The sequence below is a fragment of the Aestuariivirga sp. genome (assembly GCF_037139295.1).
GTDB lineage: Bacteria > Pseudomonadota > Alphaproteobacteria > Rhizobiales > Aestuariivirgaceae > Aestuariivirga.
This window is the reverse complement of record NZ_JBAXGR010000002.1, coordinates 116,721-140,312: the sequence shown is the minus strand read 5'-3', so window position 1 is coordinate 140,312 and position 23,592 is coordinate 116,721. Positions and strand designations below refer to the sequence as shown.

The window sequence follows — 23,592 nt, the reverse complement described above, 5'->3', positions numbered from 1 at the left end:
GCTTGTCATGCGGGCGGGCCAGTCTGGGTGGCGGGCACCGTTGACCAGGCTGGGTGTGCCGGTTCAGCCCGAACAGCCGGTTAAGCGGTCTGGCCAAACTGAGCAACTGGTGTGTACGACCCTCAGTGGCCTGTTGCCACAACCCGCTGATCCCTGGAGGCAGGAGCCCGCGTCACCCGAGACGCGGCACGCGCTGGTGGTCGGTGCCGGCGGTATCCTCACCGAGCTCCTGAAGGACTCGGTGACGCTGATCCTGCCGACGACGCGCTCCGAGATCGAGCGCGCGCTGAAGACGCTGAAGGTGTGGACGCTGGTCGAGGGCTTCCGCGGCAAGTCAGGCGACCAACAGGCCGTCTTCCGCGCCGTCGAGGCGGTCGCAGACTTCGCCAATGCCAACCGAGGCCTCGTCGAGGAACTCGACGTGAACCCCCTGCTCGTTCTCAAGGACGGCGCCATCGCCGTCGATGCCCTGATCAAGATGAGGAAGCCATGACCGTCACCGAAACCACCACCGGCCCGATCCACGTGACCAAGCGTGGACGCGTGCTCGAAGTCCGGATCGAGCGCGGCAAGGCCAATGCCATCGACGCCGCGACCAGCCGCATCATGGGCGACATCTTCGCGGGCTTCCGCGATGACCCGGAGCTGCGCGTGGCCATCCTCACCGGCACGGGCGAAAAGTTCTTCTGCCCCGGCTGGGACCTCAAGGCTGCGGCCGAGGGCGAGGCGCCGGACTCGGACTATGGCGTGGGCGGCTTCGGGGGCCTGCAGGAGCTTCCGGGCCTCAACAAGCCCGTCATCTGCGCGGTGAATGGGCTGGCCTTCGGCGGCGGCTTCGAGATCATGATTTCCTGCGACATCATCATCGCCGCCGAGCATGCCACCTTCGCGCTCCCTGAGATCAACTCCGGCACGGTGGCGGATGCCGCCTCGATCAAGCTGCCGCGCCGCATTCCCTATGCAGTCGCCATGGAGATGCTGTTCACCGGCCGTCGCATCGATTCGAAGGAAGCCAAGCACTGGGGCCTCATCAATGAGATCGTTCCGGCTGACAAGCTCATGGAACGCGCACGCGAAGTGGCCGACCAGCTGGCCGACGGCCCGCCGCTCGTCTTCGCCGCCATCAAGGAAGTGACCCGCGAGACGGCACATCTTCCCGTGCAGCAGGCCTTCGACATGGTGACCAAGCGCAAGCTCAAGACGGTCGACGTGCTCTATTCGAGCGAGGACCAGCTGGAAGGGGCGCGCGCCTTCGCCGAGAAGCGGAAACCCCAGTGGAAGGGCAAGTGAACTTCGATTTCTCGGGCAAGCGCGTACTCGTCACCGGCGGCACGCGCGGCATCGGGCGCGCTGCGGTGGAGGCTTTCCTCGCCGCAGGTGCAAAGGTGGCCGTCAATGGCCGCACGGAAGAGTCCACACACAATGCAGTGGCGAAGCTCGGACCGATGGCCATCCCGGCCCCCGGCGACATCGCCAGGCCCGATGCCTGCCGCGCCATGGTCTCCCATGCTGCGCGCCAGATGGACGGGCTCGACGTTCTGGTGAACTGTGCCGGAGTCGCCCATGGCGGGACGGTGGATGAGGTGACGGAGGCGGTGTGGGACGCAACTCTCGACGCCAACCTCAAGGGCACCTTCTTCTGCACCCAAGCCGCACTTCTGTACCTGCGCATGTCGAAGGGCAATGTGGTGAACCTCGCCTCGGATGCGGGGCTCATCGGCGAGGTGGGACTCGCCGTCTACTGCGCGTCCAAGGGCGGCGTGGTGAACCTCACCCGCGCGCTGGCGCTGGAACTGGCACCCGACATCCGCGTGAACTGCGTCTGCCCTGGCTATGTGGACACTGACATGGTGCGCCAGGGCATCGATACTTCGGATGATCCGGCTGCGGCCCGGGCTGCGCTTGCCGCGGCCTCGCCACTGAACCGCATTGCCGGGCCGGGCGAGATCGCCTCGGCGATCCTCTATCTAGCCTCTGATGCCGCCCGCTTCGTGACCGGCGCAACGCTGCAGATCGATGGCGGGACGACGGCTGGCCATCCTCGGCGCTAGCAGACAAAAAAAACGGCCCCGGCTGTGACACCGGGGCCTTCAGGGGAGGGTGGGTTACTAGCCGACCAGCCACATGCGGCTGGACTGGCGGATGCGGGCCTGCTCGCGGTCCAGAGCCTCGAACACCGAGGCTTCGGCGGCAGGCGCCGTCATGGAACGGAATGTCTGGCGCACGGCAGCTTCGAAGCTGTTCCAGAGGGGAGCGGGAGCTGCGGCGGCGAGGAGGCGGGTCATGATCTTCAATCTTTGTTAAGGGTTCAATTTCTGCCCCCTAAAATAGGGCTCGCAAGCACAGTATACAAACGAAGCTTTCTAGATTAATCTTCAAATTATGTTTGAGGATAGCCCATGTTGCGCCACATTCCCGGCCTGCAATCGTTGAAAGCCTTCGACGCGTCGGCCCGTCACCTGAATTTCACCCGGGCTGCCGCCGAGCTGAACGTGACCCCCGCGGCGGTGAGCCACCAGATCAAGGAACTCGAGGAGGCAATCGGCGTACCCCTGTTCCAGCGCACCAGCCGCCACATGCAACTGACCCGGCAGGGCCAGGTCCTGAAGCCCGCTATCGCCGATGCATTGGAGGGCATCACCCGAGCGCTCCAGAAGCTGCGGCAGGTCGAGAACCCCACGCAGGTGCGTGTCACCGTCTCCCCGTCGCTGGCCGCCAAGTGGCTGGTGCCGAGGCTCGACCGCTTCCTCGAATCCGTGCCGGGGGCCGACGTGCGCATCGATGTCTCCTCCGAGCCGCTCGACTTCGACCGCGAGGACATCGACGTGGCGATCCGCTTCGGCGATGGCAATTATCCCGGCCTCGTGGTGGAAAAGCTGTTCCATGACACGCTTTTCCCCGTCTGCTCGCCGGAACTCCTGAAAGGAGCGAAGCCGCTGAAGGAGCCAAAGGACCTTCTCCAGTTCACGCTTATCCATCTCGACTGGGAGGCACAAGGAGCCGTCTGGCCCAACTGGCGCATGTGGATGCTGGCGGCGGGCGTCAAGGACTTCAACGACACCCGCGGCCTGCACTTCAGCCAGACATCGCTGGCGTTGCAGGCGGCAATTGATGGCCACGGCGTGGCTCTGGGCGATTCTACCCTAGTGGGCGATGACATCGCCTCGGGACGTCTGGTGAAACCCTTCGAACTCTCGCTCCGCAGTCCGGCGCAGTTCGCCTATCACCTGATCACCCGGCGCGAGACAGCGGAGAGGCCAATGACCAAGGCCTTCCGCAACTGGATTATCACGGAAGCGGCGGCGAGCCAGGGCTGAGCCTCCGCCAACCTAAAATCGCCGCGATTGCCGCTAAGATTTATCCCGATGATCACGCGACGGCAATTCCTTAGGGTAACGGGCGGGCTTGCACTCGCGGGCACGGCGCTGGCGGGCTATGCCCTTATCATCGAACCGGGGTTTCTGCTCTTCACCAGGCATTACGTCGTGACGCCGCCACGCTGGACGCCGGGTTTCAAGCTGCGCCTCGTGCTGCTGGCGGACCCCCATCTGGTGGAGCCGCACATGCCGCTGTCGCGCTGGCGGGGCATCATTGCCACAGCCAATGCGCTTGACGGCGATCTGGTGCTGATGCTGGGCGACTATGTGGCGGGCCATCGCTGGCGCAGCGGAACGGTGAAGGTGACGGACATGGCGCGCGCCGCTTCGGCCCTCCGCGCAGCCCTCGGCGTGTTCTCGGTCAACGGCAATCACGACTGGTGGGATGACATGGCGGCCCGGCGCGCCGGCCACGGCCCGACATTGGCCGAGCGTGCCCTCGCGGACAGTGGCATTCCCACCCTGTCCAACCGCGCTGTCCGCCTTGCCAAGGATGGTCTTCCCTTCTGGCTCTCGGGCACGGACAGCGCGCTTGCCATTCCGAAGAAGGGCGGGTTCGAAAGCCGCGCCGACCTGGCGGGCACGCTGTCGCAGATCACCGATGACGCGCCCATCATTCATCTGGCGCACGAGCCCGATCTGTTCGTGAACATTCCGCCGCGCGTATCGCTCACTCTCTCGGGCCATACGCATGGGGGGCAGGTGAGGCTCCTGGGTCATTCACCAATGGTGCCCTCTGCCTATGGAAACCGCTTCGCCTATGGGCACGTTGTCGAAGACGGGCGGCACCTCATCGTCTCCGGCGGGCTCGGCTGCTCCATCATGCCGGTGCGCTTCGGCATGCCGCCCGAGATCACCGTGGTCGATCTGAGTTGAGGGCCAGGCTTCGCTGCAGCGCGATCACTGCTGCCACGGCGACCGTCGCTGCCGAGGCGAAGGACACGACGAAAAAGCCATGCACCTGGTAAACGGGGCCATAAACGGCACCCGCCGTGCCGAGCGAGAAATAGGTGGTGAAGGAGAACAGCCCCATGATGGTGCCCCGCAGGCGCGGCGACAGGCTGTTCATGTAGGAGACGAGCACCGTCATGCAGAAGTGGTTGGCGAGGCCCCAGAAGAAGGGCCACGCCATCACCGTCAGCACCCGCTCTGCCGCGAAGGGCAGCACGACATAGTTGATGCTGACGAGAGCCATGCCGAACGGCAACATGCGCGTCGGTCCCTTGCGGTCGATCACCTTGTCAAAGACCACGCCCACGCCGAAGCCGATGCCATAGGCGAGCGAGATGGTACCGCCGAGCCAGGCCCCTGCCCCGTGCGTTTGGCGCACGTGGTCACCGATGAAGGTGTAGGTCTGGTAGAAGGCGATCATGTAGGCGAAAGTCGAGAGATACCCGACCCACGCGCCCGGCAGCCGCAGTACCTCCATGTAGCGCACGCGCTCGCCGCTGGTTCCGAAGGAGGCCACCTTGGGCAGCAGCGCCCCGGCGAAAGGCATGATCGCCGCCACGCCTCCAACAATCATGAAGGTGCCACGCCAGCCCACGAAGGCGGAGAGCAATGCGGCCAGCGGCACGCCCGCCACCATGGCGATGGACCAGCCGAACAGCACTTTGCCCAAGTCCTGCGAGCGCCGGTCGGGCGGAGCAATGTCACCCGTTAGCGCATAGGTGGCGGGGATGATGACACCGGATGCCAGACCGGCAATCAATTGAGCGCCCGCCAGCACGCGCCAGTCCCAGGCGAAGGCGCAGAGGAACAGCGAGAAGGCCAGCACAGCGAAGGCGATGCGGATCGCCGCGCGCTTCGGCCAGCGGCCAAGTTGCGGTGCCGCGAGCAAGGCGGCGGAGGCGACGCCCACGCCATAAGCCGAAGCTGCAAAGCCAATCTCCTTGGCCTGCGTGCCCAGCCCCGCAGCGATATCGGTCAGCAGCGGTGACAGCATCAGCGCCTGGATGCCAACGGCGGCAATCGACAGTGTGAGCAGCAGGAGTGGCGCGCGACCGTCAGCACTCATTCAGGAGACAGGGCCGGATGGGACTCGAAGACGGCGACCGGCATCTGCTCATAATCGATGATGGCGCCCGTCATCATGCCCGCCGAGGGCGAGACGAGATAGGCGACGAGGCCCGCCACGTCGTCCGGCGTGATCATGCGGCCCGCCGGCATGCGCCGCCCGATGGCTTCCGCCCAGTCCTGCGGCATGCCGTGGAAGCCCGTCTGCAGTGCATGCTCGCCGTCAGAATTCACCCAGCCCAGGTTGATGGCGAAGATGCGGATGCCGTCACGCGCCACCTTGTGAGCGGACGAGCGCGTGAGAATGTTGAGCGCCGCCTTGGAGGCGGAATAAGTGGTGAGGTTGGGAGGCCCGCCGTGCGACAGCATGGACGACATGTTGATGATGGTGCCCGAGCGGTTTGGGCGCATCACCTTCACGGCCTCCTGCATCATGAACAGAGGAGCGCGCGTGTTGACGCCGAACAGGCGCTCGAAGGCTTCGGGCGTCGTGTCGTCCAGCCCGCAGCGCTCGGTGTTGCCGGCAGCGTTCACCACGACATCGAGGCGGCCGAAGGCCGACACGGCCGCCGTCACCGCGCGGACGGGAAGCGAAACGTCCATCAGGTCGCCCGACAAGGTCTCGACCCGGCCAACCAACTTCAGCTTTGCCGCCGCCTCGGCCAGCTTCTCCGCGTTGCGGTCCACCAGCAGCACACCGCCGAAGCCAAGCTCGAGGAACTTTGCCGCCGCCGCGAAGCCCATACCCTGCGCCGCGCCGGTGACAAGCGCGAATCTTGCCTCAGACATCACTTCTCCCCGCATGTTTGTGGGCAAGCTTAGGTGATTTGCTGGTCGGCCTCAAAGCGCCGAAAGCATGCCTGGCAAGCGGGTCAGCACGTCAGTAGGAAGGCGGCTCGCACCAGATCAGGTTCTTCTTGTAGTCGATGCGATAGACGCGCGAGGGCGCGCCAAATTTTTTCCGACAGAGCTGCCGGGCTTCTTCCATGTACTTGTCCCGCTGGGCCGCGGTGTAGTCATCGCGACCCTTGTGGTTGCCCTTGGCGGGAGCCTGGGCTTGCTGGTGGGTGGAGACACCGGACCGCAGCTTGGGCGGCAACTGCTGCCCGGGCTTGCACTTGCCACCCGTATAGCGCTGGCACGTATCGGAGGCTTGGGCGGCAGAGGCAAATGCAATCACGGCAGTAAACAAACCGGCAAAAAGGAATATGCAACGCAACATGGGCCACCCTGCTGTTGAACGATCACAGGGTTATCCATGATTCATCATTTTACAATCTGTAATTTTTTTCACAACCGTTTTAGTTCCATGGCGTTTTGGCGAGAACCTTCAGCTTGGCGAGAGCTTTCTCGTATTCAGCACCCACGCCGCGATCGATCCCCAACCCTGCCCAGCGATCGATGACGCCGGGAAGCTTCGACTGGAACAGCCAAGTGACCCGTGTGCCTGCGCCCTCCGGGGTGAGGTCGATCGTGGCACGGGACGTGCCGAAGCCCGCGTAGTCCGACGTGGTGGCGACCCGGACATTCGGAGTAGCCTCGGTGACCGTCAGCGTGCCGCTGCCGACCATGGGATTGTTGGAAGCCCAGCGCATGACCTGACCGACGCCCTCAGCGGGTCCCTCGAAGGAGAACGTCGTCTGCGGGTCAGTTTCCACCCACGACGACCATTCGGGCACGCGGCGCAGGTCGGCCAACACGGCAAAAACCTTGTCGGCAGGCGCGGCGATAACGGCGGAGCGTTCCACCCGCGCCTCGCCAGGCAGAAGCAGGGCGCCGCCATAGAAAATGACAGTGAACGCCATGACGACGAAGATGATGACTTTGATGACCGATTTCATGGGCGCTTTAGGACCACAGCCGCGTGCCCTTGGCAAGGCCGGGTTGCTTGGGGCATGGCTTGCCTCCCCGGCATTCCTCGCGCAATCTGCGGCGCATGAACAAAGCCATCTTCACGAAAGACTTCAAGGCCCGGCCCTTCTGGTGGGAGGCCCATGAACCCAAACCCCTGTCCGAAATCACGCTTCCGAAGCAGGCCCGGGTGGTCATCATCGGTGCGGGCTATGCCGGGCTCAATGCCGCGCTGGAACTGAGCCGCGAGGGACTGGACTGCATCGTGCTCGATGCCAATGAGCCGGGCTTTGGCGGATCATCCCGCAACGGCGGCATGGTGTCGGGCGGGGTCAACGTCGGCAAGCGCTACATGGCCAAGGCCATGTCGGACGAGGAAGCCGCCCCCTTCCTCAACGACGCAGCCGATGCCTTCACCTATATTGAGCAGCTGATCGCCCGCGAGAAGATCGACTGCGGCTGGACCAGGGCGGGCTATTTCCTCGGCGCCTGGTGCAAGAGCCACTATGACAGCATGGCCCACAAGGTGGACCTCCTGAACGAAACGGCGAAGTCCGAGGCCTATATCGTGCCGCCGGAACGGCAGCGCGAGGAGATCGGTTCCGACTATTATCGCGGCGGCATGGTGGTTGGCCGCGCCGGACATCTGCACCCTGCCCTGCTGTTCAAGGGCCTGCTCGACCTGTGCCAGCAGCGCAACATTCCGATCGCCACCAAGACACCGGCCACCAAGCTCACCCAGACCGCCACCGGCTGGCGGGTCGACACGCCGCGCGGCGCCATCGAAGCAGCTGACGTCATCATCGCCACCAACGGCTACACGGGCGACGTGACGCCCGAACTGAAGCGGCGCGTGGTGCCGGTGGGCTCCTACATCATCGCAACGGAGGAGCTACCGCCGGACCTAGCGAAGACCATCAGCCCCAAGAACCGCTCCTTCGCGGATACCCGCCGCGTACTGACCTATTACCGCATGTCGCCCGACGGCAAGCGGCTGATCTTCGGCGGCCGCGCCAAGTTCGGCCACACCGACCCGGTGGAGACGGCCCCCATCCTCTATGGCTTCATGACCGACCGCTTCCCGCAGCTGAAGGGCACGAAGATCACCCATGCCTGGACCGGCAATGTGGCCTTCACCCTCGACGAGATGCCGCACATGGGCAAGTTCGACAACATGCACTATGCGCTAGGCTGCAACGGCTCCGGCGTCGCCATGATGAGCTATCTGGGCCACCAGACGGCGCGCAAGATCGCCGGCAAGGTGAACCATGTCTGCGCCTTCGACCGGCCCGAGTTCCCTGACCATGCGCTCTACACAGGCAACACCTGGTTCCTGCCGTGGATCGGCCGCTACTTCCGCACGCGCGACTGGCTGGACCGCCGCTTGGGATGATTTTCGAGACGACCCGTCTGATTGCCCGCCGCTTCGGGCCACCCGACCTCGAACCCTTCGTCGCCATGCGCGACGACCCGGAGGTGTCGCGCTATCAGTCGTGGGATCGCTTCACGCATGAGGATGGCCAAACCTTCATCGCGGAACTCGTTCGCATGGAACCGGGCCAGCCAGGCTGGTTCCAGTTCGCGCTTGAGGAGAAGTCGACGGGGCTGTTCATAGGCGACTGCGGCCTGTTCACCGACCCCGCGGACCCGCGCCTGGCCCGCATCGGTTACAGCATCGCCCGCACGTTCTGGCGGCGCGGCTTCGCCACCGAGGCTGTATCGGCACTGACGGCCTTTGCATTCGACCAGTTCGTGCTGCACCGCATTGCAGCATCGGTGGACCCCCGCAATGCTGCGTCCTGCCGGGTGCTCGAAAAGGCGGGCTTCGTGAAGGAAGCGCACCTGCGCCAGAGCGAGTGGTTCAAGGGGCAATGGGCGGACGATGCGATCTACGCGAAGCTGCGCCGCATTTGATGTATTTTCTTAAGGTTGCATTTTCCCTATAGAGGCAACCCATGCGCCTGAGCGTCTTCACGGATTACTCCCTGCGGGTCCTGATTCAGGCCGCGCTTCGCCACCCCAACAAGGTGACAATCGATGAGGTGGCCAACGCCTTCGGCATCTCCCGGAACCACTTGATCAAGGTCATCAACAAACTCGGGCGGGCGGGCTTTCTCGTGACACAGCGCGGCCGTTCCGACGGCTTCATGCTGGCCCGGCCAGCCGAACGAATATCAATATTGGACGTCGTGCGCTTCGGCGAAGAAGATCAACCGCTGGTCGAATGCTTCGATGCCGCGCGCAACAGGTGCGTGATCACGCCCGCCTGCAAGCTGAAAGGCATGATCGCAGAGGCCAATCGCGCCTTCTTCGATGTTCTGGGCAAATACACGATCGCCGATGCCAGCGCCAATCCCGAGCCTCTGTTCCGGCATCTGGAACTGACCGAATCCTGCACTTGTCACGCCGAGATCGCCAGGCTCGGCTCTAGGCGAGGACCAGCTCCTCAGCCGCATCTGGCCTGCATGCGCCACTTGCCGCTGGCATAGACCGGGTTTGCCTGCAGCTTGCCCTTCTGGCCCTCGGGACAGGCGAAATAGCCGAGCGACGAAGTGGCCACCGCCACCGCGTCTTTCTGCTGCGACGGCCCCATGCCGGACACTGACATGTCGAACAGGTTCGGTCCCTTCGGCGAAAAATCCAGCCGATAGGTCTTGCCGTTGTAGAAGATCGGCTCGCTGCGCGGCGTCATCACCACCTGGGGTGCCGGCTTCTCACGCGTCACCCGCACTTCGGGCTGGCTGCAGGCCGCAAGGCTCAGTGCCGCCACCAGGAGAATCAAGCCGGGGGTGTGTTTTTGCATGGGCGCCTTATGCCCGCCGTGCCTCGACCGGGCAAGCGCGGCGTCGTATAGGGGTGATCATGACACATTTCGACCCCTCAGCCCTGCTTGTCTCCCGTTCGAAAACCGCCGATGAAGGCGCCATCATCCACATGTCCCAGCGCGCCCGCGAATTGCGCGCCAAGGGCGTTGACGTGGTCAGCATGACGCTGGGCGAGCCGGACTTCGATACACCCGACAACATTCAGGAAGCCGCCACGGCCGCCATGAAGGCGGGCTTCACCCATTATGCACCCGTCATGGGCATCCCCGAGCTGCGCACCGCGCTGGCAAAAAAGCTCAAGACGGAGAATGGCCTCGACTATTCGGCGGGTGAGATCGTGCTTGCCAACGGCGCCAAGCAGGCGATCGCCAATGTCATGCTGTCGATCATCGAGCAAGGAGACGAGGTGATCATGCTGGCACCCTTCTGGGTGTCCTACGAGATCACGGTGCGCTTCGCTGGCGGCACGCCGGTGGTGCTGCATGCCAGCATCGAAGAGAACTACAAGGTTCCGGCCAGCCGCATTGCTGCAGCCATCACGCCAAAAACCAAGCTGATCGTGTTGAACTCACCCTCCAATCCTTCGGGCGCGGTGTGGAGCAAGGCGGAACTTCAGGAACTGGCAGCGGTCGTCAAGGCGCATCCGCACCTCATGGTGCTTTCCGACGAGATTTACGAATACATCATCTTCGACGGCGAGATGCACTCCTTCGGCGCGCTGCCCGGCATGCGGGAGCGGACCATAACGGTGAACGGCTTCTCCAAGGGCTTCGCGATGACCGGCTGGCGGCTCGGCTATGCCGCCGCCCCGGAACCCATCGCCAAGGCCATGGCCCGCATGCAGAGCGCGATCTCGGCAGGGGCCAACCAGTTCGTGCAGCGCGCTGCCATCGCGGCACTCGAAGGCCCGCGCGATGCAGTGGAGCGCATGCGCAAGGAATACCAGTTGCGCCGCGACATGGTGCAGGGAGGGCTCAATGCCATCCCCGGTGTGAAAATCGGCAACATCCCTGCAACCTTCTATGCGTTCCCGGATGTATCGGCGCTTCTCGGCAAGACGGCGGGCAACCACCTGCTCGATACAACCGACGCACTGTGTGACTGGCTGCTCGACGAGCACCACGTTGCAACAGTCCCTGGCAGCGCCTTCGGGGCGGCCGGCTCGATCAGATTGTCCTTCGCTTGCAGCGAGGTCGAAATCAGCAAGGCCATGGCGCGAATGCAGAAGGGGCTGGGGAGCCTGGTCTGACCACTTCACTCACATGACATTCTTCATCATGCCCGGGCTCGACCCGGGCATCCTCTTTCTGGTTCACCAAAAAGGATGGCCGGGTCGAGCCCGGCCATGATGGGTGCTGAGTGAGTAAACGCAGCTCACGCCCTATTCCGCCGCCTTCGGCACAAGGTGCCGGTCATTCGCAGGCGCATCCAGATGCGCCACCAGCACGTCGGAGGCGTTCTCGCGATCGTGCATGTGGCGGCGGTCGCGGGCCACGAAAGAGTAGATGGCGGGCGTGATGAACAGCGTGAACAGCGTGCCGATGGTCATGCCGGCGGCAATGACCACGCCGATGTCGAAGCGGCTCTTGGCGCCAGCACCATTGGCAATCAGAAGCGGCGTGACACCGATGACCATGGCGGCGGTCGTCATCAAGATGGGCCGCAGGCGTACGGCCGCCGCCTCCTTGATGGCCGTGTCCTTGTCATAGCCCTTGGTCTCCTGCAGCTTGTTGGCGAACTCCACCATCAGGATGCCGTGCTTGGCGATGAGACCGATGAGCGTCACAAGGCCGATCTGGGTGTAGATGTTGATCGTGCCAGAGCCCAGATTGATCGGTGGGTTGTTCATCATGGCGCCGTTGATCTCACCCAATATGAACAGAACCAGCAGCGCACCGAACACAGTGGCCGGCAGGCCGATGAGAACGATGAAGGGATCGCGGAAGCTTTCGAACTGCGCCGCGAGCACCAGATAGATCAGCAGCAGTGCCACCGCGAAGGTGAACGCCAGCGTGTTGCCTTCCTTGACGAACTGGCGGCTCTCACCCTTGAAGTCATAGGCCATGCCCTGCGGCATGATCTCGTCAGCCTTCTTCTGCAGGAAGGTGATGCCCTCGCCGATGGTGCGGCCGGGGAACGGCACGCCCTGCAGCATGGCGGAGTTCAGCTGCTGGAAGGTGGCAAGCCCGTTGGGCTGCACCGTCTTCGAGACTTCGGTGAAGGCCGAGAGCGGCACCATCTGCCCATCGGCCGCGCGCACGCGGAAGGCGAGGATCTGGTCCACCGATGACCGTTCGGTGCGCGGCACCTGCGGGATCACCTGGTAGCTGCGGCCGTCGACCGTGAAACGGTTGACGTTGTTGCCACCGAGCAGTGTTGCCAGCGTGGCGCCAACGTCACGCATGGTGACGCCCAGCCGGTTGGCGCGGTCCTTGTCAACGACCAGCTCCACCTGCGGAGTCTGGAAGCGCAGGTCGGCGTTGGTGAAGATGAACAGGCCGCTCTTGTCGGCCTCCGCCTTCAGCTTGTCGAGCGTGTCGGCCAGTCGCGTGTATTCGCCCGGATAGGTGAGGACGAACTCGATCGGAAGGTCGCCAGCGCCAACCGGAATGGCCGAGGGCGCGGTGGCAAAGATGTTGACGCCGGAGACCGCCTTGAACTTCGGCTGCAGCTCCGCCATCACCGAAAGGTCGGAGCGGGTGCGCTCGTCCCAGGGCTTCAGGATCAGGCCCATGAAGGCCTGGTGGGTGTTGGGGAAGCCGTCGATGGCGAAGAGGTTTTGACGCTCCGGGATCGCCATGAAGGTTTTGGTGAGATCGTCCGTATAGGTGGTGAGGTAGTCGAGGTTGGTGTGCTCCGGTGCGTTGACGAAGGCGAAGAGCACGCCCTGGTCTTCCGCCGGTGCCAACTGACGGCCGATGGCATTGTAGAGAACAGCCGACAGCACGATCATCAGCACGGCGATCCATGCGAAGACCGAGCGCTGCTTGATGGTGCCATCAAGGCGGCGGCGATAGAAACGCTGCAGGCCGCCGAAGGTGCTCTCCACAATGCGTCCGAACCACGACAGCTTCTCGTGCGGCTTCAGCATTTTCGACGTCATCATCGGCGACAGCGTCAACGCGATGACACCCGACACGATGACAGCACCCGCAAGGGTGAAGGCGAATTCACGGAACAGCGCCCCGGTGAGGCCGGAGGTGAAACCGATCGGCGCATAAACCGCCGCCAGGGTGATGGTCATGGCGATGACCGGGCCGGTGATCTCGCGGGCGCCGCGGAGCGCGGCATCGAAGGGTGTCATCCCCTCCTCGATATGGCGGTGGATGTTCTCCACCACCACGATGGCGTCATCGACCACGAGGCCAATGGCCAACACGAGGGCGAGCAGCGTCAGCAGGTTGATCGAGTAGCCGAAGGCCACCAGCACCAGCGCCACACCAATCAGCGAGAGCGGAATCGTCACGACGGGAATGATCGTCGAGCGCACGCTGCCGAGGAACAGGAAGATGACGATGATGACGATGACGCCAGCCTCAAGCAGCGTCTTGCCAACTTCCCAGATCGAGGCGTTGATGAACAGCGTCGCGTCATAGGCAATGTTGGCCTCGAGCCCGTTGGGCAGCAGCCGCTGGATTTCCGGCATCGTTTCGCGCACCGTGTTGATGACGGTAAGCGGATTGGCATCAGGCGTCGTCTGGATGCCCATGAACACCGCCTTCAAGCCGTCGAAGGCCGAACGCGTGTCGTAGTTCTCAGGCCCCAGGTCGACGGTTGCCACCTGGCCCAGGCGGATCACCGTATCGCCGCGCGTGGCGACGACGAGGCTCTCGAACTGCTCCGGCGTCTCGAGCGAGGTCTGGGCGTTGATGTTCTGCTGCGTGAAATCGGACTTCACCTCGCCAGCGGCAGTGGTGAAGTTGTTGGATGCGAGCGCGTTGCGCACATCAAGCGGGGTGACACCGAGAGACGCCATCTTCTCCGGGTTCAGCCATACGCGCATCGCGAAAGTGGAGCCACCGAGGATCTCGGCTGAGGCAACACCATTGATTGCCTGCAGTTTCGGCTTCACCACGCGGTCGAGATAGTCCGAAATCTGCGGGGCGGACATCTGCTCCGACTTGAAGCTGATGTACATCAGCGCGAAGCCCGCACCGGTGGTGCGCTTGACCACAGGGTCATTCGCCTCATCCGGCAGGATGCCCTTCACCTCGTTCACCTTGGAGAGAACGTCGGCCAGCGCACGGTCAGCGTTGGCATCAAGCCGGAGCTTCAGGGTGATGGTCGAGACGTTCTGAGAAGAGCGCGACTCGATGATGTCAACGCCTTCCGTCGAAGCAACGGCCTGTTGCAGGGGCGTGGTGATGAAGCCCTTGATCTGGTCAGCGTTCGCGCCCGGATAGACCGTGGTGATTTCGATCTTGGTATCCGAAACCTCCGGGAACTGGCGGATCGGCAGTTGGAACACAGCCTGGAGGCCGGCCAGCAGGATGAGCAGGCTGACGACCGTCGCGAGGACGGGGCGCTTGACGAAAATGTCGGTAAAATGCATCGCCCGGATCCTTACTGGATAGTGCTCGTGTCCTGGAGCTTGAGGGCAATCGAATTGTCGATCACCACCTTGCTGCCCTGGTCGATCTTGTTCTGGCCCGCAGTGACGACCTTGTCGCCATCCTTGATGCCGCTGACAATGGAGACGCGGCCATCGCGCACCGGACCCGCCTTGACGAAGCGGCGCTCAACGACGAGTTCGTCGACGTCCTTGCCATCCTTGTCCTTCACCTTGGCGGCATTGACCACGAAGACGTTGTCGCCATAGAGCGAATAGGTGACCGCGGTCTGCGGTACGGTCACGACCTTCTCGGGCGCGCCCACATCCACGTGGACGTTGGCATACATGCCGGGCACGAGTTTCATGTCCGGATTGTCGACCTCGGCGCGCACCATGATCATGCGGTTGGTGTCAGACATGCGGGCATCGGTGGTCACGATCTTGCCGGTGAAGGTCTGGTCCGGATATGCATTGAGCATGACAGTGACCTTCTGGCCTTTCTTGATCCGAGCATAGTCGGCCTCGGTCAGGTTGAAGTCGATGTAGACCGGGTCAATCTGTTGCAGCCAGACGATTTTCTGGCCAGGAGCAAGATAGCTGCCGAGCGCGATGTCGCGCAGGCCGACGCGGCCATTCCACGGGGCATAGATGTATTTCTGTGCGACCTCGGCATTGCGCCGGTCGAGCGTGGCCTGCAGCGTGCGCTGCTTGGTTTTGAGCGAGTCGAGTTCAGTGACGGCGACCACGCCTTTGGCCACCAGGCCTTCGCGGCGTGTCAGTTCGGTTTGATTATTGGCGAGTTCCGCTTCGATTGAGCGGATATCCGCCTCCTCCCTGCCGGTATCGAGCTTGACCAGCAGGTCGCCCTTCTTGACGTCCTGGCCGGATTCGAAATCAATCTCGGTGACAAGACCGCCCACCTGCGGCGTGATGTCGATGCCCTGGAAGGCCGTGACGGTGCCGATGCCGGCGATCTGCGGCTGCCAGGTATCAACGCGCGCGGCTTCCGCGGAGATGGTTTCCGGCGGCTGGGGTGCGCCGAGAATGACGGTTGCCAGCATCTTCGGCTTGAAGTCGAAGGCATAGAAGGCGATGGCCCCGGCGAGGCCACCCAAAATGACGGTGACGAGGAGGAAATAGAGGATGCGGCGTATCATGTGTTTCGTTCCCGGATGTTCTATTCGGCTGCCTGCGGGGTCGATTGCCCCAGGAGCTCAGCCTTCTTTTCAATGAGGACACTGACCGCTGCAGTCAGCACGGCCCTGCCATAGTCCGCCACGAAGCGCGCCCCGGCGTGAGGGTGCTCCGCGCACTTGCAATCGTCGATGCGGGCGAGGTCCGCCTGAAGATCGGAGAGTTGCTTGTCAACCGCTGCCAGCATCGTGGCGGGCGTGATGTACTCCTGCAGCAGCATCTGAAACAAGAACTCGGACTTGTATTTGTCGCGTGCCGGCAGGACCGAGATCGAGCGCGCCAGCGTATCGACGCCCTTGGGCGTGATGGAATAGACCTTCTTGTCGGGCTTGCCGGATTGCTCCTCGGCGCGCACCGTCACCAGCCCCTCTCCCGCCAGTTGGGTGAGGGCGGGATAGATCGAGCCATAACTCGCATCGATGAAGTGGCTGAACAACCCCTCCTCGATTTCCTTCTTGATCTCGTAGCCAGAGGCCTCCCCGGAGGATAGGACGCCGAGGCACAGAGTCCTGACGTTCATGTCGAATTCCGATCCGATATATGCCGGCACGATATACCGGACCGATATATATCGACTCGTTATAGCGCACAAGATCACTAGGGTGAGATTCTGCCACCCTGACGGGTTGCCCCACGTGCTTGTGTTCGAAAACCGATCCATCTATGACAATTCGACGGCAGCCAAAAAAACCGGCGCCAGCAGTCAGTCATACAGGGGGGCTCATGGAGTATTTTCTCCAGCAGCTGATTAACGGAGTTACGCTCGGGTCGATTTATGGCCTGATCGCTATCGGTTACACGATGGTCTATGGCATCATCGGCATGATCAACTTCGCTCATGGCGACGTGTTCATGGTCGGTTCAGTCACCGCATTTCTGGTTGTTCTTGGCCTCGGCCTGACCGGCGGAAGCGGCCTGATGCTGATTTTGGTGGCACTGGTCTTGGTGGCCGTGATCGCCATGATCGTGGCCGCGGCCTATAACTGGACCATTGAGCGACTGGCCTACAAGCCGTTGCGCGGCTCCTTCCGCCTTGCCCCGCTGATCTCGGCCATCGGCATGTCGATCGTGCTGCAGGAATTCGTCCGCGTGAACCAGGAGGGCCGCCCCAAGCCCATCCAGCCCATCGTCACCGGCGGCTACGAAATCATGACGCGCGTCACCGAGGCCGGCGAATTCATCGTGCGTCTCACCAACATGCAGATCCTGATCATCGTCTCGACGCTGATCCTGATGGCGGTCTTCACCGTGCTGATCCAGAAGACCTCGCTCGGTCGTGCCCAGCGCGCCTGCGAGCAGGACCAGAAGATGGCCGCTCTGCTCGGCATCGACGTTGACCGCACCATCTCCGTCACCTTCATCATGGGGGCCGCACTTGCCGCCTTCGCCGGCCTGATGTTCTTCCTCTATTACGGCGTCACCGACTTCTTCGTGGGCTTCCTCGCCGGCATCAAGGCCTTCACGGCCGCCGTGCTGGGTGGCATCGGGTCGCTTCCCGGCGCCATGCTGGGCGGTCTCGTGATTGGCCTGATCGAAACCATGTGGTCCGCCTACTTCACCGTCGAGTACAAGGACGTCGCGGCCTTCACGGTGCTGATCATCGTCCTGATCTTCATGCCCCAGGGCCTGCTCGGCAAACCCGAAGTGGAGAAGGTCTGATCATGACTGCCCAAGACGTCGCTGCGCCCAAGGCCCACGGCTACGACTGGACGGCCATCATCAAGGACCTGATCGGAACGGCCATCGTGTCGCTGCTGATCATGGTGCCGATGGTCGCCTACAAGTCGGTGATCACCCAGTACTCCCTGGTTCTCGTGTCCCGCTGGACCGAGGTCTTCGTCATCCTCGCCCTCATCCTGGGCACCCGCCTGGCGATGCACCTCTTCGTGTGGAACCGGGCGCCCTCACCCGTCCATGCGTCCGCCAAGCCCGCCGGTCCCGCCAAGGCCAGCCTATCCGAACGCATCGGGCCGTGGGTTTTCCCGGTACTCGTCGCCTTCGCGGTGACGCTGCCCTTCATCTTCCATTTCGAGCGCCGCCCCATCGACCTCGGCATCTATATCCTCACCTATGTGATGCTCGCCTGGGGCCTCAACATCGTGGTTGGTCTCGCCGGACTCCTCGATCTTGGCTACGTCGCCTTCTACGCCGTGGGCGCCTATGCCTATGCGCTGCTGTCGACAGTCTACTTCCCCTACTGGTTCGGCGACGGCATCGTTCCCTGGGCCTTTTACATCACGCTTCCAATCGCCGGCCTGCTTGCCGCCTGCTGGGGCGTGATCCTCGGCTTCCCGGTACTGCGTCTGCGCGGTGACTACCTTGCCATCGTGACGCTGGCCTTCGGTGAGATCATCCGCCTCGTGCTCATCAACTGGTTCAGCTTCACCAACGGCCCGCAGGGCATCGAGGTGCCGAAGGCGACCTTCTTCGGCCTGCCCTTCAAGGCCGGCCCCGGTGGCTTTGCCGACTTCTTTGGCATCCAGCACGACCGCATCTACTACTACATGTTCCTCTACTACGTGATCCTGATGCTGGCATTGCTGACCTACTTCGTCACCAATCGCCTGCGCAGGCTGCCCATCGGACGCGCCTGGGAAGCGCTGCGCGAGGACGAGATCGCCTGCCGCTCGCTCGGCATCAATACAACCAACACAAAGCTTACGGCTTTTGCCATCGGCGCCATGTTCGGCGGCTTCGCGGGCTGCTTCTTCGCCACCCGCCAGGGTTTCGTCAGCCCGGAAAGCTTCGTGTTCATCGAGTCGGCAATCATTCTCGCCATCGTGGTGCTGGGTGGCCTCGGTTCGCAGATAGGCATCGTATTCGCGGCCATCGCCATCATGGGCTCCTTCGAGATGTTCCGCGAACTGAGTGTGTTCCAGGAATACCTGCCCGAAGGCACCGACCCCGTGCACTTCCGCATGCTGGCGGTGGGCCTCGCCATGGTGCTGATGATGCGCTTCAGGCCACGCGGCTTCGTGACCAGACGCCAGCCCACCGTATTCTTGAAGGAGCGCAAGGCCGTGTCTGGTGATCTCGTCAAGGAAGGACACGGCTGACATGGCAACCGCGAACAAGACTCCGGTGCTCTCCGTCGAGCACGTGACCATGCGTTTCGGCGGACTGACCGCCGTTTCGGACCTCTCCTTCGAGGCCTATCCGAACGAGATCACCGCGCTCATCGGCCCCAATGGCGCCGGCAAGACCACGGTGTTCAATTGCATCACCGGCTTCTACAAGCCGACAGAAGGCAAGATCGCGCTGCGCCATGCCGACGGGAAGGAGTTCCTTCTCGAGCGCATGGATGACTTCAGGATTGCGCAGCATGCCAGGGTGGCCCGCACCTTCCAGAACATTCGCCTGTTCTCCGGCATGACGGTTCTGGAAAACCTGATGGTCGCCCAGCACAACAAGCTGATGCTGGCCTCGGGCTACACGATCGGTGGCATTTTCGGCAGTGGGCACTATCGCCGGTCCGAAAAGGCGGCGATCGACCTGTGCAAGGCCTGGCTCGAAAAGGTGCGCCTCATCGATCGCGCCGACGATCCGGCGGGCGACCTTCCCTACGGCGACCAGCGCCGCCTGGAGATCGCGCGCGCCATGTGCACCGAGCCACGCCTGCTCTGCCTGGACGAGCCAGCGGCCGGCCTCAACCCGCGCGAGTCGGAGGAGCTCAACAAGCTGCTGCGCGCCATCCGCTCCGAGAACGATGTCTCGATCCTGCTGATCGAGCATGACATGAGTGTGGTCATGGGCATCTCCGACCACATCGTGGTGCTCGACTACGGCCAGAAGATCTCGGATGGCACACCCCACCATGTGAAGACCGACCCGGCCGTGATCCGCGCCTATCTGGGCGTCGACGAAGAAGAAGAAGAAAAGGACGCGCTCGCCGCCAAGGCGGTTGCCGAAGCCCTGGGAGACCAAGCATGACCGAACCGCTTCTCAAGGTCCGGGGTGTTCAGACCTTCTATGGCAAGATCCAAGCCCTGAAGGGCATCGACATGGACGTCAAGCAGGGAGAGATCGTGACCTTGATCGGCTCCAACGGTGCGGGCAAGTCAACGCTGATGATGACCATCTGCGGCACGCCGCGTGCCCGCACCGGCTCGATCCATTTCGACGGCAAGGACATCACCAAGACGCCGGTGCACAAGATTGCCCGGCTCGGCATCTCGCAGAGCCCCGAAGGCCGCCGCATTTTCCCGCGCATGACAGTGCTCGAGAACCTGCAGATGGGCGGCACGGTGAGCGACCCGAAGTTCTTCGACGAGGATCTCGCGCGCGCCTTCAAGATGTTCCCCATCCTCGAAAAGCGCCAGGCGCAACGTGGCGGCACGCTGTCGGGCGGCGAACAGCAGATGCTGGCCATTGCCCGCGCATTGATGTCACGCCCGCGCCTGCTGCTGCTCGACGAGCCGTCGCTCGGTCTGGCGCCGCTCATCGTCAAGCAGATCTTCGAGGCCATCAAGGAGCTGAACCGCACCGAGGGCCTCACCGTGTTCCTGGTGGAACAGAACGCGTTCCACGCCCTGAAGCTGGCCCACCGCGGGTACGTGATGGTCAACGGCCATATCACCATGTCGGGCACCGGCAAGGAGCTGCTCTCCAAGCCCGAAGTCCGCGCCGCCTATCTCGAGGGAGGTCACTGAGCCATGCTGTCGATCATTGGCGAACAGAACATCTGGATCTTCGTCATCCTCACCCTCATCGGCGGCGGCGGCGCGGCGTTCCTCGCCGGCCGCGGCCTTGCAATGAAGTGGCGTCCCCTCTGGATGCCGTTGCTCGCCATGGTGCCGCTCACTCTCGGCCTGCGCTTCCTTCACTACGCGCTGTTCGCGGAAGACCTGACGTCGCTGCAATACCTGATTGTGGATTTTATCATCCTGCTGGCCTTCTGCATGCTGGGTTACCGCATGACCATCACCCAGAAGATGGTTCGGCAATATCCGTGGCTCTATGAAGCAGCCGGTCCGTTGGGCTGGAAGAGCAAAGATTAACAATCATTTATCCCCTTTCCAAGGTGCCGTGTTTGCGCAAATATGGCTTCTAAGGTGTCTGTCCGTGGGCAGGCACTTCGACGGGAAAATTCCACGTCAACAAAACGAGTAACTGGTAATCAGGGAGACAGTGAATGAAGAAATTTCTTTTGACGGGTGTGGCCATCGGCTTCGCCGCGGCACTTTCCGCCGGTTCGGCTCTGGCCGATCTGTCGGTCGCCACCGTGGGTCCGATCTCGGGCCAGCTCGCCGCTCTCGGTGAGCAGTACAGCCAGGGCGCCAAGAAGGCGGTTGCCGACATCAACGCCGCCGGCGGCATCAACGGCGAGAAGCTGGTCCTCGAGATCGGCGACGACGCTTGCGATCCGAAGCAGGCCGTGAACGTTGCCAACCAGATGGCTTCGAAGGGCGTCAAGTTCGTCGCCGGCCATCTGTGCTCGGGTTCCTCGATCCCCTCCTCGAAGGTTTACGAGGAAGAGGGCATCATGATGATCACCCCGGCCTCGACCAACCCGAAGCTCACCGATGAAGGTGGCTGGAACGTTGCCCGCGTCTGCGGTCGTGACGACGCCCAGGGCAAGGTTGCCGGCACCTACATCGCCAAGGCTTTCGCCGGCAAGAAGGTCGCCATCGTCGACGACAAGTCGGCTTACGGCAAGGGCCTGGCCGACGAGACCCGCAAGGCGCTGAACGCCGCTGGCCTCACGGAAGTGCTGAACGAGTCGATCAACGCCGGCGAGAAGGACTATTCCGCGCTGGTGTCGAAGCTCAAGGACGCTGGTGTGGATGCCGTCTACTTCGGTGGCTACCATCCGGAAGCCGGCCTCATCCTGAAGCAGATGGGCGAACAGGGCCTCAATTCGAAGATGTTCTCGGGCGACTCGATGAACAACGTCGAGCTCTGGACCATCGCCGGTCCGGCTGCCCAGAACATGTTCTTCACCTTCGCGCCCGAGCCCCGGAACATTCCGGAAGCCAAGGCGATCGTCGACGACTTCAAGAAGGCTGGCTACGACCCCGAGGGCTACACCCTCTACACCTACGCTGCCTTCCAGATGTACAAGCAGGCTGCCGAAGCCGTTAAGGCGAACGACAACCAGAAGATCGCTGAGTGGCTGCGCGCGGGCAACCCGACCCAGACCGTTCTCGGCACGATCACCCTCGACAAGAAGGGCGACATCATGAACCCGGTGTACGTCTGGTACAACTTCAAGGACGGCAACTACGCTGAAGTCCCTGACATGAAGTAAGCCACCGCTTGAACCGTGTGTCCGCCGAAAGACGGACGCCGGGGAGAGACCAGAGACCCGCGCACCCCGGTGCGCGGGTCTTTTCTTGCGTGCTGACGGTGAAAACCCGATACTGAGGGCAATCGAAAGACCATGATGAAGAGCCGCCACCTTCCCCTCCTATTGCTGCCGCTGCTGCAGAGCGCCACGCCTGCCTTTGCCGATATCCTGATTGGCGCGGCGGCACCGCTCTCCGGCAACAATGCAGCACTGGGCGAACAGTTGCGCCGCGGCGTGCAGGCAGCCGTTGACGACATCAACGCAACCGGCGGCGTGAAGGGCGAGAAGCTCGCCGTTCAGTTTGCCGACGACGGGTGCGACCCGCGCAAGGCCATCGATGTCGCCACGGGCTTCGTTTCAGCCGGCGTCAAGGTGGTGATCGGGCACTACTGCTCTGGCGCCTCTATCCCGGCGTCCAAGGTCTATGAGAAGGCGGGCGTCCTCCAGATCAGCCCGGCCTCGACCAATCCCAAATTCACCGACGAGGGCGGCTGGAACGTCATCCGCCTCGTGCCGCGCGACGATGCGCAGGCCACAGCGGCGGCAACCCTGGTGCTGGACAGGTTCGCGGGGCAGAAGGTGGCCGTGATCAGCGACCAGTCCGCTCCCTACACGGCCCTCGCCACGAAATTTTCCTCCGGCCTCCAGCAGAAGGGTGTCACCCCTGCCCTGCAGCAGAGCTTCAAGCCTGGCGTGAAGGACTTTGCGCCCCTGGCCAGGCAGATCGTGGACGCCGGCGCGGGCGTGGTCTATCTCGCCGCTTCATATGTGGAGGGCGGCCTCATCGCCCAGGCACTGCGCGCTGCAGGTTCGCGTGCTCAGATCGTATCAGGTGACTCCCTCGTCACCGAGGACTTCGGCAACCAGGCCAAAGGTGCAGCCGACGGCACGCTGTCCAGCTTCACTTATGATGCCCGCAAATTTCCCACCGCTCAGGGCCTCGTCCAGCGCTTCCGCGACAAGGACCAGAGCCCGGAAGGCTTCACCCTCTATGCCTATGCCGCAGTGCAGGCCTTGGCTGCCGCCGCAGAAGCAACGGGCACGCTGGACAGCACGCGCCTCGCTGAATGGCTGCGCGGCGGGAACCGCTTCGACACAGTGGTCGGTCCTGTGAGTTTCAACGCCATGGGCGACCTCGCCAACCCATCCACCGCCTGGTTCAAGTGGGTCGACGGCCGCTATCTCGAAGTCGATCCCAAGACCCTGCTGCCCCCCGCCCTCGATACAACACCCTGACCGGAGCCACCGCCCATGCGCGCCTTTTTCGTCCAGATCAAATGCGAACTCGGCAAGTCCTATGACGTCGCCACGGCCATCGCCGATGCCGAAATCGCGTCGGAAATATATTCCACTGCAGGAGGTTGGGACCTGTTGGTCAAGTTCTACCTGAAGGAGGATGACGACGTCGGCCAGTTCGTCTCCCACAAGCTCCAGACCATTCCCGGCATCCGCGACACCTATACCCTCATCACATTCAAGGCATTCTGAGCC

At 62.9% G+C, this 23,592-nt stretch carries 26 protein-coding genes; 17 read left to right on the top strand and 9 right to left on the bottom strand.

Annotated elements, in window-relative coordinates:
- The 3 genes from WCJ41_RS01510 to WCJ41_RS01500 form a co-directional block, all read left to right on the top strand.
- Positions 1–493 (top strand): acetate--CoA ligase family protein (locus tag WCJ41_RS01510; RefSeq protein WP_336904047.1); only part of this gene is annotated, 493 nt, incomplete at its 5' end.
- A complete protein-coding gene (locus WCJ41_RS01505; RefSeq protein WP_336904046.1) occupies positions 490–1,290 on the top strand; it encodes a carnitinyl-CoA dehydratase in 801 nt (266 codons plus the stop codon). The genes WCJ41_RS01510 and WCJ41_RS01505, both read left to right, overlap by 4 nt.
- Positions 1,287–2,051 carry a glucose 1-dehydrogenase gene (locus tag WCJ41_RS01500; protein ID WP_336904045.1) on the top strand — a complete coding sequence of 255 codons (765 nt, stop codon included), beginning with the start codon at positions 1,287–1,289 and terminating at the stop codon, positions 2,049–2,051. The genes WCJ41_RS01505 and WCJ41_RS01500 overlap by 4 nt, the downstream gene beginning before the upstream one ends.
- A gap of 57 nt (positions 2,052–2,108) precedes the next feature.
- Here the strand turns inward: WCJ41_RS01500 and WCJ41_RS01495 are convergent, their stop codons facing one another.
- The gene (locus WCJ41_RS01495; protein ID WP_336904044.1) at positions 2,109–2,285 is read right to left on the bottom strand and encodes a hypothetical protein; all 177 of its coding nucleotides are present in this window, start codon (positions 2,283–2,285) and stop codon (positions 2,109–2,111) included.
- Positions 2,286–2,399: 114 nt separating this feature from the next.
- Between WCJ41_RS01495 and gcvA the strand changes: the two genes are divergently transcribed.
- Positions 2,400–3,317 (top strand): transcriptional regulator GcvA, encoded by a 918-nt coding sequence (gcvA, locus tag WCJ41_RS01490; protein WP_336904043.1) that lies wholly within the window; start codon positions 2,400–2,402, stop codon positions 3,315–3,317.
- Between the two features lie 48 nt (positions 3,318–3,365).
- Positions 3,366–4,253, top strand: a complete 888-nt coding sequence (locus WCJ41_RS01485; RefSeq protein ID WP_336904042.1) for a metallophosphoesterase — start codon at positions 3,366–3,368, stop codon at positions 4,251–4,253.
- On the opposite strand, the gene WCJ41_RS01480 is transcribed toward WCJ41_RS01485, so the two are convergent.
- From WCJ41_RS01480 to WCJ41_RS01465, 4 genes are all read right to left on the bottom strand, one after another.
- Positions 4,231–5,394 (bottom strand): MFS transporter, encoded by a 1,164-nt coding sequence (locus tag WCJ41_RS01480; RefSeq protein ID WP_336904041.1) that lies wholly within the window; start codon positions 5,392–5,394, stop codon positions 4,231–4,233. The genes WCJ41_RS01485 and WCJ41_RS01480 overlap by 23 nt on opposite strands.
- Positions 5,391–6,182, bottom strand: a complete 792-nt coding sequence (locus WCJ41_RS01475; RefSeq protein ID WP_336904040.1) for an oxidoreductase — start codon at positions 6,180–6,182, stop codon at positions 5,391–5,393. Before WCJ41_RS01475 ends, WCJ41_RS01480 begins: the two co-directional genes overlap by 4 nt.
- A 91-nt stretch (positions 6,183–6,273) precedes the next feature.
- Entirely contained in the window at positions 6,274–6,573 is a 300-nt protein-coding gene (locus WCJ41_RS01470; RefSeq protein ID WP_336904039.1) for a hypothetical protein, read from the bottom strand.
- Between the two features lie 121 nt (positions 6,574–6,694).
- Positions 6,695–7,234 (bottom strand): SRPBCC family protein, encoded by a 540-nt coding sequence (locus tag WCJ41_RS01465; protein ID WP_336904038.1) that lies wholly within the window; start codon positions 7,232–7,234, stop codon positions 6,695–6,697.
- A 95-nt stretch (positions 7,235–7,329) separates the two neighbouring features.
- On the opposite strand from WCJ41_RS01465, the gene WCJ41_RS01460 reads away from it, so the two are divergent.
- Genes WCJ41_RS01460 through WCJ41_RS01450 form a run of 3 tightly spaced genes read left to right on the top strand, consistent with a single transcriptional unit; the run spans position 7,330 to position 9,733 of the window.
- Positions 7,330–8,637, top strand: coding sequence for an FAD-binding oxidoreductase (locus WCJ41_RS01460; RefSeq protein ID WP_336904037.1), 1,308 nt, complete (start codon positions 7,330–7,332; stop codon positions 8,635–8,637).
- Positions 8,634–9,158 (top strand): GNAT family protein, encoded by a 525-nt coding sequence (locus WCJ41_RS01455; protein WP_336904036.1) that lies wholly within the window; start codon positions 8,634–8,636, stop codon positions 9,156–9,158. Before WCJ41_RS01460 ends, WCJ41_RS01455 begins: the two co-directional genes overlap by 4 nt.
- 41 nt (positions 9,159–9,199) lie before the next feature.
- Positions 9,200–9,733 (top strand): Rrf2 family transcriptional regulator, encoded by a 534-nt coding sequence (locus WCJ41_RS01450; RefSeq protein ID WP_336904035.1) that lies wholly within the window; start codon positions 9,200–9,202, stop codon positions 9,731–9,733.
- On the opposite strand, the gene WCJ41_RS01445 is transcribed toward WCJ41_RS01450, so the two are convergent.
- Positions 9,691–10,047, bottom strand: coding sequence for a hypothetical protein (locus tag WCJ41_RS01445; protein ID WP_336904034.1), 357 nt, complete (start codon positions 10,045–10,047; stop codon positions 9,691–9,693). The two genes, WCJ41_RS01450 and WCJ41_RS01445, sit on opposite strands and share 43 nt — an antisense overlap.
- Before the next feature lie 59 nt (positions 10,048–10,106).
- On the opposite strand from WCJ41_RS01445, the gene WCJ41_RS01440 reads away from it, so the two are divergent.
- A complete protein-coding gene (locus tag WCJ41_RS01440) occupies positions 10,107–11,318 on the top strand; it encodes a pyridoxal phosphate-dependent aminotransferase (RefSeq protein WP_336904033.1) in 1,212 nt (403 codons plus the stop codon).
- A gap of 132 nt (positions 11,319–11,450) precedes the next feature.
- Here the strand turns inward: WCJ41_RS01440 and WCJ41_RS01435 are convergent, their stop codons facing one another.
- From WCJ41_RS01435 to WCJ41_RS01425, 3 genes are read right to left on the bottom strand one after another with little or no spacing between them, the layout of a single operon-like run.
- Positions 11,451–14,621 carry an efflux RND transporter permease subunit gene (locus tag WCJ41_RS01435; protein WP_336904032.1) on the bottom strand — a complete coding sequence of 1,057 codons (3,171 nt, stop codon included), beginning with the start codon at positions 14,619–14,621 and terminating at the stop codon, positions 11,451–11,453.
- 11 nt (positions 14,622–14,632) lie between these two features.
- Entirely contained in the window at positions 14,633–15,778 is a 1,146-nt protein-coding gene (locus tag WCJ41_RS01430; RefSeq protein WP_336904031.1) for an efflux RND transporter periplasmic adaptor subunit, read from the bottom strand.
- Between the two features lie 20 nt (positions 15,779–15,798).
- Positions 15,799–16,335 carry a PadR family transcriptional regulator gene (locus WCJ41_RS01425; RefSeq protein WP_336904030.1) on the bottom strand — a complete coding sequence of 179 codons (537 nt, stop codon included), beginning with the start codon at positions 16,333–16,335 and terminating at the stop codon, positions 15,799–15,801.
- Between the two features lie 203 nt (positions 16,336–16,538).
- Here WCJ41_RS01425 and WCJ41_RS01420 point away from each other — a divergent pair, with 203 nt between their 5' ends.
- From WCJ41_RS01420 to WCJ41_RS01385, 8 genes are all read left to right on the top strand, one after another.
- Entirely contained in the window at positions 16,539–17,474 is a 936-nt protein-coding gene (locus WCJ41_RS01420) for a branched-chain amino acid ABC transporter permease LivH (protein ID WP_336904029.1), read from the top strand.
- A 2-nt stretch (positions 17,475–17,476) separates the two neighbouring features.
- Positions 17,477–18,871 carry a high-affinity branched-chain amino acid ABC transporter permease LivM gene (gene livM / locus WCJ41_RS01415; RefSeq protein WP_336904028.1) on the top strand — a complete coding sequence of 465 codons (1,395 nt, stop codon included), beginning with the start codon at positions 17,477–17,479 and terminating at the stop codon, positions 18,869–18,871.
- A gap of 1 nt (position 18,872) precedes the next feature.
- Positions 18,873–19,745 carry an ABC transporter ATP-binding protein gene (locus WCJ41_RS01410; RefSeq protein ID WP_336904027.1) on the top strand — a complete coding sequence of 291 codons (873 nt, stop codon included), beginning with the start codon at positions 18,873–18,875 and terminating at the stop codon, positions 19,743–19,745.
- Positions 19,742–20,464, top strand: a complete 723-nt coding sequence (locus tag WCJ41_RS01405; RefSeq protein ID WP_336904026.1) for an ABC transporter ATP-binding protein — start codon at positions 19,742–19,744, stop codon at positions 20,462–20,464. Before WCJ41_RS01410 ends, WCJ41_RS01405 begins: the two co-directional genes overlap by 4 nt.
- Before the next feature lie 3 nt (positions 20,465–20,467).
- Positions 20,468–20,812 carry a DUF6867 family protein gene (locus WCJ41_RS01400; protein WP_336904025.1) on the top strand — a complete coding sequence of 115 codons (345 nt, stop codon included), beginning with the start codon at positions 20,468–20,470 and terminating at the stop codon, positions 20,810–20,812.
- Between the two features lie 134 nt (positions 20,813–20,946).
- Positions 20,947–22,062, top strand: a complete 1,116-nt coding sequence (locus WCJ41_RS01395; protein ID WP_336904024.1) for a branched-chain amino acid ABC transporter substrate-binding protein — start codon at positions 20,947–20,949, stop codon at positions 22,060–22,062.
- 132 nt (positions 22,063–22,194) lie between these two features.
- The gene (locus WCJ41_RS01390) at positions 22,195–23,337 is read left to right on the top strand and encodes a branched-chain amino acid ABC transporter substrate-binding protein (RefSeq protein ID WP_336904023.1); all 1,143 of its coding nucleotides are present in this window, start codon (positions 22,195–22,197) and stop codon (positions 23,335–23,337) included.
- Positions 23,338–23,352: 15 nt separating this feature from the next.
- Positions 23,353–23,589 carry an Lrp/AsnC ligand binding domain-containing protein gene (locus WCJ41_RS01385; protein WP_336904022.1) on the top strand — a complete coding sequence of 79 codons (237 nt, stop codon included), beginning with the start codon at positions 23,353–23,355 and terminating at the stop codon, positions 23,587–23,589.
- The last annotated feature ends 3 nt before the right edge of the window (positions 23,590–23,592 follow it).

What these genes read in the sequence shown, in the direction of transcription:
- WCJ41_RS01505 (WP_336904046.1), top strand. Translation starts at nt 490, where the DNA reads ATGACCGTCACCGAAACCACCACCGGCCCGATCCACGTGACCAAGCGT.
- WCJ41_RS01495 (WP_336904044.1), bottom strand. Translation starts at nt 2,285, where the DNA reads ATGACCCGCCTCCTCGCCGCCGCAGCTCCCGCTCCCCTCTGGAACAGC.
- gcvA (WP_336904043.1), top strand. Translation starts at nt 2,400, where the DNA reads ATGTTGCGCCACATTCCCGGCCTGCAATCGTTGAAAGCCTTCGACGCG.
- WCJ41_RS01485 (WP_336904042.1), top strand. Translation starts at nt 3,366, where the DNA reads ATGATCACGCGACGGCAATTCCTTAGGGTAACGGGCGGGCTTGCACTC.
- WCJ41_RS01480 (WP_336904041.1), bottom strand. Translation starts at nt 5,394, where the DNA reads ATGAGTGCTGACGGTCGCGCGCCACTCCTGCTGCTCACACTGTCGATT.
- WCJ41_RS01475 (WP_336904040.1), bottom strand. Translation starts at nt 6,182, where the DNA reads ATGTCTGAGGCAAGATTCGCGCTTGTCACCGGCGCGGCGCAGGGTATG.
- WCJ41_RS01465 (WP_336904038.1), bottom strand. Translation starts at nt 7,234, where the DNA reads ATGAAATCGGTCATCAAAGTCATCATCTTCGTCGTCATGGCGTTCACT.
- WCJ41_RS01460 (WP_336904037.1), top strand. Translation starts at nt 7,330, where the DNA reads ATGAACAAAGCCATCTTCACGAAAGACTTCAAGGCCCGGCCCTTCTGG.
- WCJ41_RS01455 (WP_336904036.1), top strand. Translation starts at nt 8,634, where the DNA reads ATGATTTTCGAGACGACCCGTCTGATTGCCCGCCGCTTCGGGCCACCC.
- WCJ41_RS01450 (WP_336904035.1), top strand. Translation starts at nt 9,200, where the DNA reads ATGCGCCTGAGCGTCTTCACGGATTACTCCCTGCGGGTCCTGATTCAG.
- WCJ41_RS01445 (WP_336904034.1), bottom strand. Translation starts at nt 10,047, where the DNA reads ATGCAAAAACACACCCCCGGCTTGATTCTCCTGGTGGCGGCACTGAGC.
- WCJ41_RS01440 (WP_336904033.1), top strand. Translation starts at nt 10,107, where the DNA reads ATGACACATTTCGACCCCTCAGCCCTGCTTGTCTCCCGTTCGAAAACC.
- WCJ41_RS01435 (WP_336904032.1), bottom strand. Translation starts at nt 14,621, where the DNA reads ATGCATTTTACCGACATTTTCGTCAAGCGCCCCGTCCTCGCGACGGTC.
- WCJ41_RS01430 (WP_336904031.1), bottom strand. Translation starts at nt 15,778, where the DNA reads ATGATACGCCGCATCCTCTATTTCCTCCTCGTCACCGTCATTTTGGGT.
- WCJ41_RS01425 (WP_336904030.1), bottom strand. Translation starts at nt 16,335, where the DNA reads ATGAACGTCAGGACTCTGTGCCTCGGCGTCCTATCCTCCGGGGAGGCC.
- WCJ41_RS01420 (WP_336904029.1), top strand. Translation starts at nt 16,539, where the DNA reads ATGGAGTATTTTCTCCAGCAGCTGATTAACGGAGTTACGCTCGGGTCG.
- livM (WP_336904028.1), top strand. Translation starts at nt 17,477, where the DNA reads ATGACTGCCCAAGACGTCGCTGCGCCCAAGGCCCACGGCTACGACTGG.
- WCJ41_RS01410 (WP_336904027.1), top strand. Translation starts at nt 18,873, where the DNA reads ATGGCAACCGCGAACAAGACTCCGGTGCTCTCCGTCGAGCACGTGACC.
- WCJ41_RS01405 (WP_336904026.1), top strand. Translation starts at nt 19,742, where the DNA reads ATGACCGAACCGCTTCTCAAGGTCCGGGGTGTTCAGACCTTCTATGGC.
- WCJ41_RS01400 (WP_336904025.1), top strand. Translation starts at nt 20,468, where the DNA reads ATGCTGTCGATCATTGGCGAACAGAACATCTGGATCTTCGTCATCCTC.
- WCJ41_RS01395 (WP_336904024.1), top strand. Translation starts at nt 20,947, where the DNA reads ATGAAGAAATTTCTTTTGACGGGTGTGGCCATCGGCTTCGCCGCGGCA.
- WCJ41_RS01390 (WP_336904023.1), top strand. Translation starts at nt 22,195, where the DNA reads ATGATGAAGAGCCGCCACCTTCCCCTCCTATTGCTGCCGCTGCTGCAG.
- WCJ41_RS01385 (WP_336904022.1), top strand. Translation starts at nt 23,353, where the DNA reads ATGCGCGCCTTTTTCGTCCAGATCAAATGCGAACTCGGCAAGTCCTAT.